Origin of the sequence: Sorangium sp. So ce302, from assembly GCF_051530145.1 — a bacterium.
Classification (GTDB): domain Bacteria; phylum Myxococcota_A; class Polyangia; order Polyangiales; family Polyangiaceae; genus Sorangium; species Sorangium cellulosum_B.
This window is the reverse complement of record NZ_CP150326.1, coordinates 7,278,615-7,294,556: the sequence shown is the minus strand read 5'-3', so window position 1 is coordinate 7,294,556 and position 15,942 is coordinate 7,278,615. Positions and strand designations below refer to the sequence as shown.

11 protein-coding genes are annotated in these 15,942 nt (G+C 70.5%); 7 read left to right on the top strand and 4 right to left on the bottom strand.

Annotated elements, in window-relative coordinates; translation table 11 throughout:
- Positions 1-176 precede the first annotated feature (176 nt).
- Positions 177-1,073, bottom strand: coding sequence for an SDR family oxidoreductase (locus tag WME73_RS27565; RefSeq protein WP_437739372.1), 897 nt, complete (start codon positions 1,071-1,073; stop codon positions 177-179).
- A gap of 331 nt (positions 1,074-1,404) precedes the next feature.
- On the opposite strand from WME73_RS27565, the gene WME73_RS27560 reads away from it, so the two are divergent.
- From WME73_RS27560 to cobT, 6 genes are all read left to right on the top strand, one after another.
- Complete coding sequence (locus WME73_RS27560; RefSeq protein ID WP_437739371.1) at positions 1,405-1,635, top strand: hypothetical protein; 231 nt, start codon at positions 1,405-1,407, stop codon at positions 1,633-1,635.
- Between the two features lie 137 nt (positions 1,636-1,772).
- Entirely contained in the window at positions 1,773-3,044 is a 1,272-nt protein-coding gene (locus tag WME73_RS27555) for a hypothetical protein (protein ID WP_437911475.1), read from the top strand.
- Positions 3,041-3,586 (top strand): glycine-rich domain-containing protein, encoded by a 546-nt coding sequence (locus tag WME73_RS27550; protein ID WP_437911474.1) that lies wholly within the window; start codon positions 3,041-3,043, stop codon positions 3,584-3,586. Before WME73_RS27555 ends, WME73_RS27550 begins: the two co-directional genes overlap by 4 nt.
- Entirely contained in the window at positions 3,583-4,794 is a 1,212-nt protein-coding gene (locus tag WME73_RS27545) for an MFS transporter (protein ID WP_437911473.1), read from the top strand. Before WME73_RS27550 ends, WME73_RS27545 begins: the two co-directional genes overlap by 4 nt.
- 64 nt (positions 4,795-4,858) lie before the next feature.
- Positions 4,859-6,502 (top strand): flavin-containing monooxygenase, encoded by a 1,644-nt coding sequence (locus WME73_RS27540; protein WP_437911472.1) that lies wholly within the window; start codon positions 4,859-4,861, stop codon positions 6,500-6,502.
- Positions 6,503-6,689: 187 nt separating this feature from the next.
- Positions 6,690-8,537 (top strand): nicotinate-nucleotide--dimethylbenzimidazole phosphoribosyltransferase, encoded by a 1,848-nt coding sequence (gene cobT / locus WME73_RS27535; protein ID WP_437911471.1) that lies wholly within the window; start codon positions 6,690-6,692, stop codon positions 8,535-8,537.
- On the opposite strand, the gene WME73_RS27530 is transcribed toward cobT, so the two are convergent.
- From WME73_RS27530 to WME73_RS27520, 3 genes are all read right to left on the bottom strand, one after another.
- On the bottom strand, positions 8,489-9,472 hold the full coding sequence (locus tag WME73_RS27530) for a hypothetical protein (RefSeq protein WP_437911470.1): 984 nt from the start codon (positions 9,470-9,472) through the stop codon (positions 8,489-8,491). The genes cobT and WME73_RS27530 overlap by 49 nt on opposite strands.
- Positions 9,473-9,762: 290 nt before the next feature.
- Positions 9,763-9,921 (bottom strand): hypothetical protein, encoded by a 159-nt coding sequence (locus tag WME73_RS27525; RefSeq protein ID WP_437739364.1) that lies wholly within the window; start codon positions 9,919-9,921, stop codon positions 9,763-9,765.
- Positions 9,922-9,930: 9 nt separating this feature from the next.
- Entirely contained in the window at positions 9,931-11,838 is a 1,908-nt protein-coding gene (locus WME73_RS27520) for a c-type cytochrome (RefSeq protein WP_437911469.1), read from the bottom strand.
- Between the two features lie 835 nt (positions 11,839-12,673).
- On the opposite strand from WME73_RS27520, the gene WME73_RS27515 reads away from it, so the two are divergent.
- Positions 12,674-15,496: a DNRLRE domain-containing protein gene (locus tag WME73_RS27515; protein ID WP_437911468.1), complete on the top strand. Its 2,823-nt coding sequence runs from the start codon at positions 12,674-12,676 to the stop codon at positions 15,494-15,496.
- The last annotated feature ends 446 nt before the right edge of the window (positions 15,497-15,942 follow it).

Below are 15,942 nucleotides of genomic sequence, written 5' to 3'. Positions count from 1 at the left end.
GACGCAGCGACGGATGGACACGGTGCTTCATTTCAGCTGCTGGTGCACAGGCGCGCGAGCCAGGCTGGCAGCCCGGTTCGGTCTTGACAATCGCGCTGTGACGGGAGCGCGGAGATGGTTTGTGTCCCAAGAAGGCGCGGAGATCTCCGCGCCCCGCGGATCCCGGCTGCTGCGCGCTATGCGCCGGCTCGCCTGAGCACGCCGCCGAGGCCCATCCACTCGATGTACGCCCGCTGCACGTCCTCGGTCCTGCGGTTGATCTCCTCCGCGGCGCCGTTGCCCAGCGGGTCGAGCACGGTGCGCAGCGGCCGCTCCCCGGCCGGCAGCTCCGTGAGCTTCAGGATCGCGTCCGCGACCTGCTGCGGGTCTGGCGGACCCTGGCGCTTCATCGTCTCGATCACCGGCTTCCACAGCTCCGCGGCGAGCGCGAAGAGGGCGCCATACTCCGCCGCTCGGGCCTCGTCGGCCTGCATCGCGTTGGTCATCACGCCGGTCGTCGGGAACGCGCCCGGCTCGACGATGGCGACGTCGATCCCGAGCGGCGCGAGCTCGTAACTTGTGCACTCGGCCATCGCCTCCAGCGCGAACTTGCTCGCGCTGTAATGGCCGAAGAGCGGCGTCGCGACCCGCCCGACGGCGCTGCTCACGTGGACGAGGAGGCCGCTCTTCTGCCGCCGCATCGCGGGCAGCACGGCGCGGTTGACGCGCACGGCGCCGAGGTAGTTCACCTGGAACGTCGCCTCGGCCTGCGCCACGGTGAACGCCTCGATCGGCCCCTGCGACAGGACGCCCGCGTTGTTGATCGCGACGTCGACACCGCCCGCCTCGTCGAGCACGCGCGCCACGCCCGCGTCGACCGAGGCGTCGCTCGTCACGTCGAGCTCGATCACGCGGAGCGCGAGCCCCTCGCGCGCGGCGAGCTCCGCGAGCTCGGACGCCGGCCCCGCGTTCTTCGACGTGATCGCGCGCATCCCGGCGAAGACGCGGTGTCCCGCGCGGGCGAGGGTGACGGCGGTCGCGCGGCCGAAGCCGCTGCTGGATCCTGTGATGAGGGAACGGAGCTCTCGGGTCATTCTCTCGCTCGCTTTCGAAAGGGGGAGCAAGGAGCGTATCGCGCTGGATCCCCCTGGTGGAACCGGCGAACGGCGATCGTCGGAATGGCCGGTCGCCAAGATAGTTCCATTGGTCCTGGAGCGGCCGACTCGGCGGATGGCCGGGCGGCGCGATCCACCCACGGATTGCCCGCCTTGACCCCTTTGGGTTGAACCGTATAGTCAGCCAGACGGTCGGGCTGCCCACAAATGGTGTCTGCCGGACCGTCGAGCACACGACCGCCGCCCTGCGCGGGTCGTGGACGTGTGCGCCGTGGTTGCATCGTCCACCATCACATCATCGGAGGTTCGAATGGAACACCTGATTCGGCAGATCGCCCAGGATCGTCTCTGGAAGCAGTGGATCGCGGCCAACACGTCCGGCGGGCCGACCCTCGACGCCGGCTGCATCTCGCGGAAGGAAGGCTGTATCTCGAAGAAGGCCGGCTGCATCTCGCGGAAGGCGGGCTGCATCTCGAAGAAGGCCGGCTGCATCTCGCGGAAGGAAGGCTGTATCTCGAAGAAGGCCGGCTGCATCAGCTGACGGAGCCGCCGGGGCCGCGAGCGAGGCGGCAGGACCATGTTCATCTTGCCGTGGTCTTCTGCCTCGCTCGCGCGCGCCCGGACCGATGGGGGCTGCGCTTCTCGATGGCTGTTCAACCTTTTTCCTGGAGTCGACCGATGGACGCCCACGGACCGACGCTCGCGGCGATGATCGATCAGGTCAGGGACATCCCTATCTACCGACAGTCGATCGAGAGGGGCTCTTTCCCGATCCTGGACAAGCCGGAGATCGCAAGAGGCTTTCCGGACAACTGGATGACCCCGAGGCTCGCCGAGGCGCTGAAGGTCGGCGAGGCGGAGCTCGTGCTCTCGACCGGGACCAACCACGCGCGGATGCAGATCATCCGCCCGCCTTTCTTCCTTCTGAAGTCGTACTACCGCCTGTGGAGCGAGCACCCCGACATCGCGGTCACCTGGCATGAGGGCTGCCAGCGCGTCTCGATCACCACGGTGCTGGCGACCGAGCACGTGGCGCGGCTCGCCGCGAGGCGGCGCGGCGCCGAGGCGCCGGCGCTCCCCAGCCTCGAGGAGCGCCGGCTCGACGAGCGGACGCTCTATATCAACCTGCGGCTCGACCCGGCGCTCTGGGATCGCGGCGATGTCGAGCGCATGCTCGACGAGATGAGCGCCGTCCGAGAGGCGCATCCGCGACGTCTTTACCACCTCGACTGCGATGGCTACCACCTCGCTCACCTGGTGAAGAAGGCCATGGACATCGGAGCGTGGGAGCGCTTTCCGAGGCCGGCCAGCATCGTTCACGCCTACGAGCTCACGCCGAGGAACGTGCGGCGGTTCCTGGCGGAGCACGTCGAGTGCCCGATCGTCGACCTGTTCGGCAGCACCGAGCTCGGATATCTGTATTACAGCGATCGTCACGGCCGCTACTGGCCTTACCTCGACCAGATGCACCTGGAGCTGATCCCTGTCGAGGAGGGCAGCGCGATCTACAGCCTCATCGTCTCGAGCGTGCGCAACCCCTGCATGCCGCTCATCCGCTACCGCTCGGGCGACTGCGCCGAGACGGTCGACGGCTCCCCCGATCCGCTCCGGATCCGCCGGTTCTGCGGGCGCGAGCGGGAGCTCCTCTGGGCCCAGGAGAGGGGACCGATCTCGCAGGCCGATCTCGATGACTGGATCGCCGTCTCCGCGCCGTCCGTCTTCGTCTATCAGCTCCACGCGGAGGGACGGCGGCGGGGCCGATTGCTCTATACCACCTTCGACGGCGCGCCCGTCGGCCCGGCCGCGGCGCGCGCGCTGCGAGAGCGGATCTGGGAGGGCGCCGGCCTCGACTGCGTCCTCGAGCACCGCGCCCAACTCGCGATCGGCAAGTCCGGGAAGTACGCATGGCTGGTGCAGGGCGGCGAGGCCGCGGAGCGAGGTGGCTCGTGACGACGGAACGACCCAGGGTGACGGCCGCCGCGCTGAAGGCGCGGCTCGACGGCGCGTTCTTCGCCGGCGTGGTGCGCCATTTCGTGCGGACGACCGGCGAGGAGCCCGCCTATGTCGAGCGTCAGGTGCTCGAATGCCTGCGGTACCTCTACCTGATATCGCGCTATCCGGAGCCGCTGGCCGGGCTGTTCCTGCCGGTGGAGCAGGCGATCGACGAGGTCTGGCATTACCTGATCTTGCAGACGCGGGAGTACCGCGAGCTCTGCGAGGAGCGCCTCCCGGGGCGCTTCTTCATCCATCACCGCAGCCTGCCCTACGAGGATTATCAGGAGGGGCAGGTCAGCCGGGAGCAGACGATCGAGGAGGCGCTGCGCTGGCTGCCGCTCTACCGCGACGAGTTCGGCCCCTTCGACGAGGGCGCGCTGCCTCACTGGACGATGGTGCGCTTCCTCCACGAGCGCCTGGGCCTCTCCCTCGAGGCGATCGCAGCGCTCGACGCGGGGAACGGGGCCGCCCTGCCTTCCGTGGAGCGCGTCCGTTGAGCCGTCAGGCCGTCGTCGCTGCGCCCGCGCCCGCCGCGTCCGTCAACACGCTGGTCCTGCTGCTTTGCCAGGTCCTGGGGATCGCTTCCGTGGTGTCGGTCCAGTTCGCCGGCAGCGTGGTGGGTGAGCGGCTCGCGCGGGACATGCGGCTCGCGACGCTCCCGGTGGCCGTGCTCGTGCTGTCCTCGGCCCTGGGCACCTGGCCGGCCAGCCAGCTGATGCGCCGCTTCGGGCGCAAGCCCTGCTTCATCGCCGCGGCGCTCCTGTCCGCCGGCTGCCTCGCGCTCGCGGCGCGCGCGGTGGACCGCTCCGATCTCCCGCTGTTCTGCGCGGCGGTCTCCGGCGTCGGCCTGCACGGCGCCTTCGTGCAGCAGTACCGCTTCGCGATCCTCGAAGGGCAGGAGAGCCATCGGGCGCCGCGCCTCTTGACCATGATCCAGCTCGCCAGCGCGCTCGGCATCGTCCCTGGCATCTCGCTCTTCGGCCTGCTGGAAGGACGGACGTCCAGCGAGCTGCCCTCTGCCCTGCTCGTCCTTTCGGCGCTCCAGGTCGTCGCGGCGCTCGCGTTCGTGTCGTACCGGCCGCAGGAAGCCCGGGTCGCGGAGGCCTCCGCCGCGCCCGACGCGGGGGCTCGCGCGCTGTACTGGCCCATGGTGGCGATGGGCGCCGGCGCTTTCCTCGTGATGAGCCTGATCATGGTGCCGACGCCGCTCCAGATGTGCGGCGTCGAGCAGAGATCGATCCGGCAGGCGGGCTGGGTAATCGAGGTGCACCTCCTGAGCATGTACCTGCCTTCGCTCTCGGTCGGCGCCCTCCTGAAGCGGATGTCGATCGCGGCGCTCCAGGGGCTCGGGCTGCTTTTCCTGCTGGCGGGGTTCGTGATCAGCCTGGCTCCAGGGCTCGAAGGGCACCTGGTCGGGCTCTCGCTGGTCGGGGTCGGGTGGTGTTATGTGTTCGTGACCGCGACGACCCTGGTCGCGCGCAGCCGGTCCGGCCCCGAGCGTTTCCGGGCGCAGGGCGTCAATGATCTGTGCGTGTTCGCCGCCAGCGGCGCGGCGTCGCTCACGTCCGGTGCGCTCCTGTCGGCGCTCGGGTGGAGCGGCCTCGTGCACCTCGGGGTGGCGCTGGTCCTGAGCTTGATGGCGCTCGCCCTTCGCGTCCACCGCGCCCCACGCCCGGCGCCGGCGCAGGGCGGCGCGCGTCTCTGAAGCGATCGCGCGGGGCCTCGAGCGGCCTCCCGCGCACCCATGTCCGGAGAGGGAGGCGAACATCATGTCTGACGTGCAGTCGAATCGTTCAGGAGACAGCCCCGCGCCTCTGGGCCGCGTCGACGCCGTCGTCGTCGGCGCCGGGTTCGCGGGTCTGTACATGCTCTACCGCCTGCGCCGGCTCGGCCTCTCGGTCCGCGTCTACGAGGCGGGCGGCGGGGTGGGCGGCACCTGGTACTGGAACCGCTACCCCGGCGCGCGCTGCGACATTGCGAGCATGGACTACTCCTATTCGTTCTCTCCCGAGCTCCAGCAGGAATGGACGTGGACCGAGCGATACGCCACGCAGCCGGAGATCCTGCGTTATCTCGAGCACGTCGCGGACAGGTTCGAGCTCCGCGCGCACATCCGGCTCCGGACGCGGGTGACCGCGGCCGCCTTCGACGAGGCGACGGAGCGGTGGGCGATCCGGACCGACGACGGCGCCGGCGTGTCCGCCGGGTTCTTGATCATGGCGACAGGCTGCCTGTCCGCCGCGAAGGTGCCCGACATCGAGGGGCTCGAGGCGTTCCGGGGCGAGCGATACCACACAAGCCACTGGCCGCACGGCGGCGTCGACTTCACCGGCAAGCGCGTCGGCGTCATCGGCACGGGCTCGTCCGGCGTCCAGGTCATCCCCGCCATTGCCGAGCAGGCGGCGCGCCTCTTCGTCTTCCAGCGGACCCCGTGCTTCAGCGTGCCAGCGCGCAACGCGCCCCTGGAGGCGGCCTACGCATCGTGGATGAAGGCGAACTACGCGGAGCACCGGCAGAGGGCCCGCGAGACGCGCGCCGGGGTCATCATGGACGTCGACCCGCGGTCCGCGCTGGAGGTGCCGCCCGACGAGCGGGAGCGCGCGTATCAGGCTCGCTGGGAGCAGGGCGGCACCGGCTTCCTCGCCACGTTCTCGGACGTGATGCGGTCCCGGGAAGCCAACGAGACCGCCGCCGAGTTCGTCCGATCCCGGATCCGCGCGACGGTCCGCGACCCTGCCGTCGCCGAGGCGCTGTCGCCGAGGGGGTATCCGCTCGGCACCCGGCGGCTCTGCGTCGACACCGGCTATTACGAGACCTTCAACCGGGAGAACGTCACGCTGGTCGACGTCAAGGCGTCACCCATCGAGGAGATCACGAAGACGGGGCTCCGGACGCGGAGCGCGGAGTACACGCTCGACAGCCTCGTGCTCGCCACGGGCTTCGATGCCATGACGGGCGCCCTGACCAGGATCGAGCTGCGCGGGAGGGGCGGCGAGCCGCTCAAGGCGAGGTGGGCCGACGGCCCGCGCACGTACCTCGGCGTCGCCATCGCCGGCTTCCCGAACCTGTTCACGATCACCGGGCCTGGGAGCCCGTCCGTGTTCAGCAATGCGATCGTCTCCATCGAGCAGCACGTGGAATGGATCGCGGACTGCATCGCGTACCTGCGAGAGCGAGGCTTCGCGTGCATCGAGGCCACCGCCGAGGCGGAGGAGGGGTGGGTCGCGCACGCCAACGAGGTGGCCGGCGGCACGCTGTATCCGCTGGCCAGCTCCTGGTACGTCGGGGCGAACATCCCTGGCAAGCCGCGCGTCCTCATGCCCTATGCCGGGGGCGTCGGCGCCTACAGAAAGCGGTGCGAGGCGGTCGCGGCTCGGGGATACGAGGGGTTTTCCCTGTCGAGGGCAGGGTAGCTGCGTCCAGCCGTGGTGGGCCCTCGTGATGGGCGCGATCGGCGCGGAGGCCGAGCACGGCGGTCCCCGCTCGCCCAGAGCCCCATCGGCGCGGCTCGCTGGCTCGAAGGAAGACGCGCGAGGGGGGCCATCTGCAGCGCGCGGCCGTCGGCTGCCCATCGCCTGGCAACTGTGGTAGCTGACCGCGGTGAACGCCACACACGAACCGTCGTACCTGGTCCCGGAGGCCGTCGTCGCCTTCGACGAGGGAGCGCGGCAGGCGGTCTACGACGTCATTGCCCTGCGGCGGGACGTGCGGCATTTCGAGCCGGGGCGCGCGCTCGACCGGGCTGTCCTGCGGCGCATCCTCGAGGCCGCCCACCTGGCGCCCAGCGTGGGATTCTCCCAGCCCTGGGGCTTCGTCGTGGTGCGTGACGAGGCGCAGCGCGCGCGGATCCGCGAGAGCTTCCTTCGCTGCCGTCAGGAGGAGGCTGCCCGTTTTCCGGAGGGCCGACGCGAGCAGTACCTCTCCTATCGGCTCGAGGGGATCCTCGAGGCGTCGCTCAACGTGTGCGTCGCGGTCGACCTGAGGCCGCGCGGGGAGGCGATCCTGGGCACCATCGTCCAGCCGGAGGCGGTGCGCGCGAGCGCGTGCTGCGCGGTGCAGAACCTCTGGCTCGCCGCGCGCGCCGAGGGCGTCGGCGTCGGCTGGGTCAGCATCGTGGAGCCCGCCGTCCTCCGCGCCGAGCTGCGCCTCCCGCCGGGCGTGGAGCCGATTGCGTATCTCTGCCTGGGCCACCCCGTCGCGTTCCGGCGGCGACCGATGCTGGAAGAGAGCGGCTGGCGAGAGCGGCGCGCGGTCGATGAGGTCGTCCACGAACATGGCATCTGGCAAGACCGCGACGACGCCAGCACGCCCGCGGCGGGCCGCGCGAGCGAGCCGCCGCGCTCATCGCTCCGCACGACGGCTATCTCACCGCTCGACGCCGCCGCCATGGAGGCCTCCCGTGCGCACCAGGCCACGCTCGGCCTGCCGGCGGGCAGCCTGGGGCGGCTCGGGCAGCTCGCGGCGTGGTGGGCCGGCGTGCGTGGCGAGCTGCCGCTCCCGCTGCCCTCGCCGGGGCTGGCCGTGTTCTGCGCGGACCACGGCGTCGTCGCGGAGGGCGTGAGCGCTCACCCCTCGCCGGCGACGACGGCGAGGCTCGCGAGCGTGATGGCCGGGGGCGCGGCCGTCTCGGCGCTGGCGGCGCGCCACGGCGTGCGGCTCGTCGCGGTCGACGTCGGCCTGGCGGGCGATCTCTCGGCGCTGCCGTGCGCGCCTGTCGTCCCACTGGCGCCGCGGGTGGTGCGGCGTGGCACCGGCAACTTGCGGCGCGAGCCGGCGATGACGCGCGACGAGGCGGCATGCGCGATGGAGGCGGGCGCCGAGACCGCCCGCGCGCTCGCCGCGGAGGGCGTCACGCTCGCGGGCGCCGGCGACATCGGCGTCGGCAACACGACCGCGGCGACAGCCGTCCTGTGCGCCCTCACGGGCGCGCCGCCGGCGAGCCTCGCGGGACAGGGCGCCGGCCTCGATGCGGAGGGCGTCGCGCGCAAGGCCGGCGTCGTCGCCGACGCGCTCGCGCTTCACGTGCCCGATCCCACGGACCCCCTCGATGTGCTGGCGAAGGTCGGTGGGCTGGAGATCGCCGCGATGGCCGGCTTCGCGCTGGAGGCCGCGCGGCTGCGCATGGGCGTCGTCGTCGACGGGCTGACGGCGTGCACCGCGGCCCTCTGCGCCGTCAGGATGGCCCCAGCGCTCCGGCCATGGCTCCTCGCCGCGCACCGCTCGGCCGAGCCGGCGGCGGCCCTCGCGCTCACCGAGCTCGGTCTCGATCCGCTCTTCGACCTGGGCCTATGGGCGGGCGAGGGGATCGGCGCCGTGCTCTCGCTGCACCTCGTCGGCACCTGCGTCTCGACGCTGAGCGGGCTCGACCCTCGTCGCGAGCTCGCGCGCGGCTCCGGCGCTCACGGGGTCGTGGCTTCGGGTTCCGTCTCCGGCGCCGGCTCCTTGTAGAACGCCACGTCGTCGATCCACACGCTGAATGCACGGCTCGCCGAGAAGCGAAACTGGATGGCCCAGATCTTCGTCAGGTCGACCGCCTCGAACTGCTGGCCCCAGCTGGACTGCGCGAGGGAGGAGAAGGGCACCTTGAACTGAGTCCAGCAATTCTTCAGCGTGACGACCTTGGTGAAGTGATCGTCGCACCCGCCCCCTTCGGTGGTGCAGATGCCGCCCTTGCTCCAGGTCTGCACGTCGGCGACGTCAACGGTCACCTTCGTCGAGGCGGCTCCATCCGCATAGGCAAAGAAGGTGATGCCGCTGAACGCGGAGGCGTCGTAGAGGCCCTGATTGGACGCCGAAGCGCTGTTCAACTGGAAGCCGAACAGGGCACCCCACTTCTCAAACAGGTCGTCGCCCACGACGTGCACTGCCAACGTGCTGTCGCCGCGCGGCGGCTCGAGGACGCCCATAGTGAACGGCTCGCCCACTCCGGGCGTTTGCGTCCCCTCGCCATCGTTCGCCACGTACCAGGCCCCTTGCCGGGGGTTCGTTTCATCCACCACTTTGATGATGGTGTCGTTGTCATCTTCCATGTCGTCGATCATCGACAGTTCCAGGGTGGGGTCGCCCATCGGCGGCTCCGGGCATCCTGCCCCCTCTCCGCCGCCTCCCGCGTTCCCGCCGGCGCCGCCTTCGCCGCCAGCGCCGCCGCCTCCCGCGTTCGTGCCGCTGGTGCTGCCGGTAGTACCGCCCTCGCCGCCAGCGCCGCCGCCTCCCGTGTTCCCGCCGGCGCCGCCTTCGCCGCCAGCGCCACCGCCTCCGGTGTTGCCGTGCGCGACCTCGTACAACTTATCGAAGCCGAAGATCTGGGCACATCCAACCCCGAGCACCGCAATGAGGCACCCGCTGGTCCACCGCGCAAAAGCCAGCTTGCTGTTCATGGTCATGGAAGGGATCTCCGAGAAGCTTCAGCCAATCACGATAGGACGCTGCGTGCCGGAATGGAAGCGCGTCGGCCGCGACGCTAGCCGCCGCGGCGCGGGCTCGAGACAACGGTTGGCGGCCCCTCGCCGGCCAGCGCTGCTCAGCCTGTCGAATCAAGGCAGCTCGACTGCGCGTGCGCGGAGCGACCGTTCCCTACATGAACTGTCGGCGTGAGGAAGCCTCCGCCATCGCCTGTTGGCGACTCGGCAGCTCTGGCGAGCTCCGTGGCGACAGCCCTGTGGCGTCGACCGTGTCACGGCGCTGCGGGAGCGCCCTTCCCCGACTGCGCATTGGCGAGGTGGCGCTCGACGAGGGCGACGAGCTCGGCGTGATCGAACGGCTTCGAGAGGCAATCCGCGGCTCCGCGATTCACGGCGTCGACGGCCGCCTTCACGGTGGCGTGGCTCGTCATGAGCACGAGTCAACACGCCCCTTCGGCGCGGCGGCCGCGGGCCGCCCCGGCGAGCGCGAACCCGAGCAGCGCTGCCTGGACGAGGCATGTCTCGACCGCAGGGTAGATGCCGAGGGCGGTGAATCGAGGGAGCGGCAGCCGGTGGAGCGGCAGCAACCCGCAGAGCTGGAAGGCGGCCACGGCGCGGCCGGCGAGCGGGACGCACAGCAGACAGGCGAGCCAGGCGGGAGGGCTCGCCCAGCGGCGCGCGGCCGCCCGGCTCGCACGGGTGACCAGCGCCGCGCCGGCGGCGAGCAGCGCGAGCGTGAACAACACCCCGGCCACGGCGGGCGGGGCGACGGGGAGCGACACCCCGAGCGCGGCGTCGAGCGCCGAGAACGCCGCGCCGAAGCCGGCCAGCAGCGCGGCCGCGAACACGGCCGCTCGGCGGCCTCGCGACAGGCCGCCGTGCAATGGATCGTGCGAGCGCACCTGCCGCGCGCCGCGCCGCCGGGCGAGCGCCGCCGCGCCGGCGAGCGCCGCGAGCGCCGCGAGCGCGAGGGAGATCGTCGCGCCTGCCGTGAGCGTTCGCCAGAAGCCGGCCATGTGCCCGAGCGCCGCCGCGACCCAGGCGGCGAGCGCGAGCAGCAGCGCCGCGCCCGACGCGACGTGGACGACACGCCGGCTCCGTGACGACGCGACGGCGGCGAGCGCGGCGAGGAAGAGCGCCGCAGCGGCGAGCTCGCGCAGCGCCAAGCGGCTCGATACCTGGGCCACGAGCCGACCTGGCGCGCCCCCGGACCGCGCGAGCGCGACCTCGGCGTAGGTCGCGTCGCGCAGGAGCGTGGCCATGCCCGCGTCGAGCGTGTCTGTCGTCGCGCCTGCCGCGAGCGCCGCTCGAAGGGCGAAGGCGCCGTCGCCGAGGTCGTCCGCGAGCGCCTCCTTCACGGTGCGGACGCTCGCCTCGGCCACGTCGATGCCGTCGAGCTGGGCTGTGCTGAGCGCCTCGCGCGCGTCGACGAGCCTGCCCTCGCGCAGCGCGGCGCGCCCCCTGTCGAGCGCGGCGCGCGCGATGGAGAGGGGGTGTGACGCGGCCTCGCCGCCATAGGCGACGCGCCGCCGGAGCTCCGCGAGGAGCGCCGCGTGCCGCTCGGCGGGGATCCCGCGCGCGGAGAGCTCGGCGCGCAGGTCCGCGTCGGAGCGGACCGCGAGCTCGACCATGGAGTAGTCCGGCAGATCGAGCGGCCTCGGGCTTTCGCCGGGCTCGGGGTGGTGGAGGCCGGCGACGTGGAAGGCGAGGTCCCAGCGGTCGCGGGCGGAGAGAAAGGTGAACGGCACCATGGCCGTGCCGCTGACGCCGAATCGAACCGCGGACTCGACACCGATGGGCGCGAGCTGCTCGGCGATGATCGCGTCGTGGAAGTTCGCCGGGTGCGGGACCAGGCTCGCCGCGCGCCGGGTATCGGCGTGCCCCGTCGGGCCGTGGCAGGTGGCGCAGTTCTCCTGGTAGAGGGCCGCGCCGCGCTTCGCGTCGGGCCGCGAGAGCGGCGCCTCCGCCAGCCGGAAGGCGGACGCGACCCGGTCGCGCGCGCCCCTGGCCGCGATGGCGACTCGATCCGCAGCGACCTTCGCCTCGACGAGCTCACGCACGCCGACGATGCCCTGCGCGAGGTCGCCCGCCCCGCTCTCGAGCGCGGACGGCTGGATGCGGGTGGCGACATGGATCGCCTCGCCGAGCAGCGCCAGCTGCTCGTCATACTCGATGACGCTGGTGACGGCGCCGTTCGCGACGCTCCCGCCATAGTCCATGGCGACGTAGCCGAGCACATGGACGAGGCGGCGCGCCTCGACCTCGGCCGGCTCCCCCGGATCCGCCAGCGCAGGGCGCTCGCCCAGGAGCAGGACGGCGGCCATGGCGGCCGCGCTGACCGCCGCCATGGCGGTGAGCCCGGCTGTCGTTGCTCGCCGAGTATTCGGGAATCGCGGGGTGGAGCCGGCCCGCGCCGGCGATCCAGCGCGCACCCCCGTCGCGATCATGCGCCCGGGCCCCGCGCGGAGAATAAGAAATCGCGATGACACATATCCCTCATACAATCGAAAAAGAGTTCATGCTAGCTTCCCTCGATCGTGCAGCGACCCCGCTGCTCGACGACAATGCTTTGAGGTCCTCATGATGATCCTGCCGCGTGGCGCTCAGGGGCGCCGCACCAGCTGGCCAGGGAGCAGAAAGGTTTTGCAAGACTGACCTACCGCTGTCGCGCGAGGCGGCTACGGGCGAAGGCCCCGGCGTCCATCCTCCGTGCGAGCGTCCGTGCAAGAGCAAGCGGACGCGGCGGACGCGGCGGACGCGGCGGACGCGGCGGACGCGACTGAGCGCTGGGACGACGATCGCCAACCGTCGGCGCCGGGCACGCATTCAGTGTTGGCCAGTGTTGGCGCGCTGGTTCGACAGTGGCGACGGAATTCTGTTGCGCTTTGAGCGCGCCCCGGCAATCGCTGCCCTCCGGCCCCACTCAGAGACAGAGACAGAGACAGAGACAGAGACCGGAGTGGTCTGCCGTCGGCGCGAGGCTCTCCGATTTAAGATGATCTCCCAGGTGTGTGTTCGGTAAGATGGTAGCAGCGCGTTCACGTCCGATGTGCTGATAGCGCACGGTATCAGGCGCGATGCGATCGCTGGCGTGACCGTGCCGGGAAGGCGCCCGGCTCGCCGCATGGCGATCGTTTGTTGGAGGCAAGGCGGGATGAATCAGGAAGCTCGGAGGGTGAAGCAATGAAATTGAACCCCGGACATCTGGCCGCAGCGTCGGTGGCAATGACCATGGCGTGGGCTGGTCAGGCGGCCGCCCAGTCGGTGATGAGGCAGCCCTATCTGCAGTCGTTGACGCCCAACTCGGTCTACGTGGTGTGGACGACCGACGTGGGCACGGACAGCCGCGTGCGCTACGGGACCGATCCGGCGAATCTGACGCAGACGGTGGATCTCGGCGCGCTCGCGACCCAGCACGAGGTGCTCATCGGCGGGCTCACGCCGAACACCCGCTACTACTACAGCGTCGGTACATCGAGCGCGGTGCTGGCCGGCGGCTCCTCCTCCTTCTACTTCGAGACGGCGCCGCCCGTGTCCACGCCGAAGAAGTTCCGGGCGTGGATCATCGGAGACACCGGCTACGGCGGCACTGCGCCCTGGGCGACGCGAGACGCGATGCTGAACGCCGTCGGCGCGTACCGCCCCAACCTGTTCCTGCACATGGGGGACATGGCGTACAACTTCGGCACCACCGAGGAGTTCACCAACGGCTTCTTCAATCAGTACGCGGCGATCCTCCGCAACACGGTCGTGTGGCCGACGTTTGGCAACCACGAGGGCCTGAGCTCCGACTCGGCGACGCAGACCGGTCCTTACTACACCGCCTACGTGCTCCCCGCCGCCGGGGAGGCCGGCGGGGTCCCCTCCGGTACGGAGGCTTACTACTCGTACGACTATGCGAACGTCCACTTCGTCGTGCTCGACGGCTATGGCTCCTCGCGTTACTCGTCCGGCGCGATGGCGGCCTGGCTCGCCGCCGATCTCGCCGCGACGGAACAGGACTGGATCATCGCGTACATGCACTTTCCGATGTACACGAAGGGCACCCACGACTCGGACGAGGACTGGCTGATCATCGAGCACCGGGAGTACCTCGCGCCCCTCCTCGACGCGGGCGGGGTCGACCTGGTGCTCGCGGGCCATTCGCACAACTACGAGCGCTCGTTCCTCGTGGACGGCGCCTACGATACACCGACCACGGCGGACGGGCACATCGTCGACGGGCACGACGGCAAGCCGCTCGGCGACGGCCCCTACGTGAAGCTCCCTGGCAAGGGGAGCCACGAAGGGGCGGTCCATGTCGTCGCCGGCCACGGCACGTACGTGGGCGGCTCCGGAGGCCACCCGCTCATGTACTTCAACGAGGCGCAGAGCGGCTCGTGCCTCCTCGACGTCGAGGACAACCGGCTCACGGTGTCCAACGTTCGCTACGACGGCGTGATCAGCGATCGCTTCGCGATCGTGAAGGGAACGGCCCTCGACGTCGCGGCGCCCGACGGGGGGGAGCGCCTGCCGCCGGGCGGCATCTTCCCGATCCGCTGGGCGACCGTGGGGAACATCCCCACCGTTCGGATCGAGTACACGACCGACGACGGCGCGACCTGGACCACGATCACGAGCAGCGCCGCCAACACGGGCCGCTACAACTGGGTGGTTCCCTCCATCGACACGACGACGGCGCTCGTGCGCGTCTCCGACGCCGAGCACCCGCTGCTCTCCGACGAGAGCAACGCCGGCTTCACGATCCAGAGCCTCCCCCGCACGGCGGTCTACTTCGGCGATTACTGGGTTTACGACGACCTGGGCGTCGACCGGGGTACGGCCTGGCGAAACCTCACGTTCGACGACTCCTCGTGGAAGGGGGGCTGGGGGCAGCTCGGCTACGGCGACGGCGGGGAGAGCACGGCCCTCTACCGGGCCACGCCTTCGTATCCCACGGCCTACTTCCGCAAGATCATCCCGATCGACGGGCCGGTCGCGCAGGCGACCATGAAGCTCATCCACGACGACGGCGTCGTCGTCTGGCTCAACGGCACCCAGGTGGCATCGAAGCGCGTGACCAACACGGCCTACGGTGACTATGCGTCCGCGGAGTCGCGCGACGACGAGCTCACCACGGTGACGCTCTCCCCGAGCTCCTTCGTGGTCGGAAGCAACATCCTCGCCGTGATGGTCAAGCAATCGGCCCCCAATTCGACCGATCTGTCCTTCGACATGGAGCTGACGCTCACCTATGCGCCACCCGGCAGCGGGAGCAGCAGCTCGAGCTCGTCCAGCAGCACGAGCGTATCCAGCACGAGCAGCAGCTCGAGCGCCTCGAGCACGAGCGTATCCAGCACGAGCAGCAGCAGCACGAGCGTATCCAGCACGAGCAGCAGCTCGAGCGCCTCGAGCACGAGCACAGGCAGCGTCATGATGAGCAGCGCGATGAGCGTGGGCAGCACCGGCTCGGGCGGGGCGGGTGGCGCCGGCTCCGGAGGCACGCCCGTGTGCAGGACCGTGCAGCGCGGCGTCTTCGGCACGGTCTGGGACGCGACGCTCTGGTCGGCCTCGTCGACCTACAAGGAAGGGTCGTACCCGTCGATCTATACGGGCGGAGCCGGCACCGGAGGCTTCCGTGCTGCGCTGGTCTGGTTCGACCTCTCGTTCATCCCCGCGGGCGCGCCGGTCTACTCGGCCACCTTGACGATCAATCAGGTGTACAAGGCGTCGGTCACCACCGTTCGTCTCCACGAGGCCCTCGCGCCCTGGGGCGAGACGACCGTGAGCTGGTCCAGCTACAACCAGAGCTGGGAGCCGCTCAGCTTCGCGTCGATCGTCACCGTCAACGGCGCCGGCGATCGGACCGCCAACCTCACCGACCTGGTGCAGGACTGGGTGAGCGGCGTCCTCCCGAATTACGGGTTCGTGATGGAAGAGGACGTGGCGGGGGCGACGCAGTGGCGGGCCAGCGAAGACACCACGGCGTCGCGCCGCCCGCGCCTCGAGGTCTGCTACGCAGAGTGACCGCGCACGGCGACGCCCCGGCGGGCGTCTGCGGGCTCATGTGTCAACCGCCGGTTGACGTCGTTGACGGCGGCCCATGACAGCGGCGAGCGTGCCTGTTCGCCGAAGCGGGTGAAACGCCGTCCTTCAGCGGAAAAATGCAATCATGGTGCCCTGATCTGCGGCCCCGGGTGATGGCGCGCTGTGGCCTGGGCATTGCTCTGACGTGAAGATGAAGATGAAGACAGGACAAGACATCACGTAGACATCGCGAGGCCATGACGACCCGTGGGGGAGGGGTGCGCAGAGGGAGTGAAGGGTGGGAGTCGTCGGTCGCGCGCAACGTTGACGATCGAGGGATAACATCATGAGCTTGAGATTGACCTATGCTTTCGGTGCCCTGTTGTCGTTCGGTCTCGCCGGCTGCCTCGCGGCGGACGGCGCCGACCTGGATGTGGACGTGGACT

Bases quoted from the DNA above. Each gene is read 5' to 3' on its own strand.
- WME73_RS27525 (WP_437739364.1), bottom strand. From the start codon at position 9,921: ATGACGAGCCACGCCACCGTGAAGGCGGCCGTCGACGCCGTGAATCGC.
- WME73_RS27515 (WP_437911468.1), top strand. From the start codon at position 12,674: ATGAAATTGAACCCCGGACATCTGGCCGCAGCGTCGGTGGCAATGACC.
- WME73_RS27555 (WP_437911475.1), top strand. From the start codon at position 1,773: ATGGACGCCCACGGACCGACGCTCGCGGCGATGATCGATCAGGTCAGG.
- WME73_RS27560 (WP_437739371.1), top strand. From the start codon at position 1,405: ATGGAACACCTGATTCGGCAGATCGCCCAGGATCGTCTCTGGAAGCAG.
- WME73_RS27530 (WP_437911470.1), bottom strand. From the start codon at position 9,472: ATGACCATGAACAGCAAGCTGGCTTTTGCGCGGTGGACCAGCGGGTGC.
- WME73_RS27540 (WP_437911472.1), top strand. From the start codon at position 4,859: ATGTCTGACGTGCAGTCGAATCGTTCAGGAGACAGCCCCGCGCCTCTG.
- WME73_RS27565 (WP_437739372.1), bottom strand. From the start codon at position 1,073: ATGACCCGAGAGCTCCGTTCCCTCATCACAGGATCCAGCAGCGGCTTC.
- WME73_RS27520 (WP_437911469.1), bottom strand. From the start codon at position 11,838: ATGGCGGCGGTCAGCGCGGCCGCCATGGCCGCCGTCCTGCTCCTGGGC.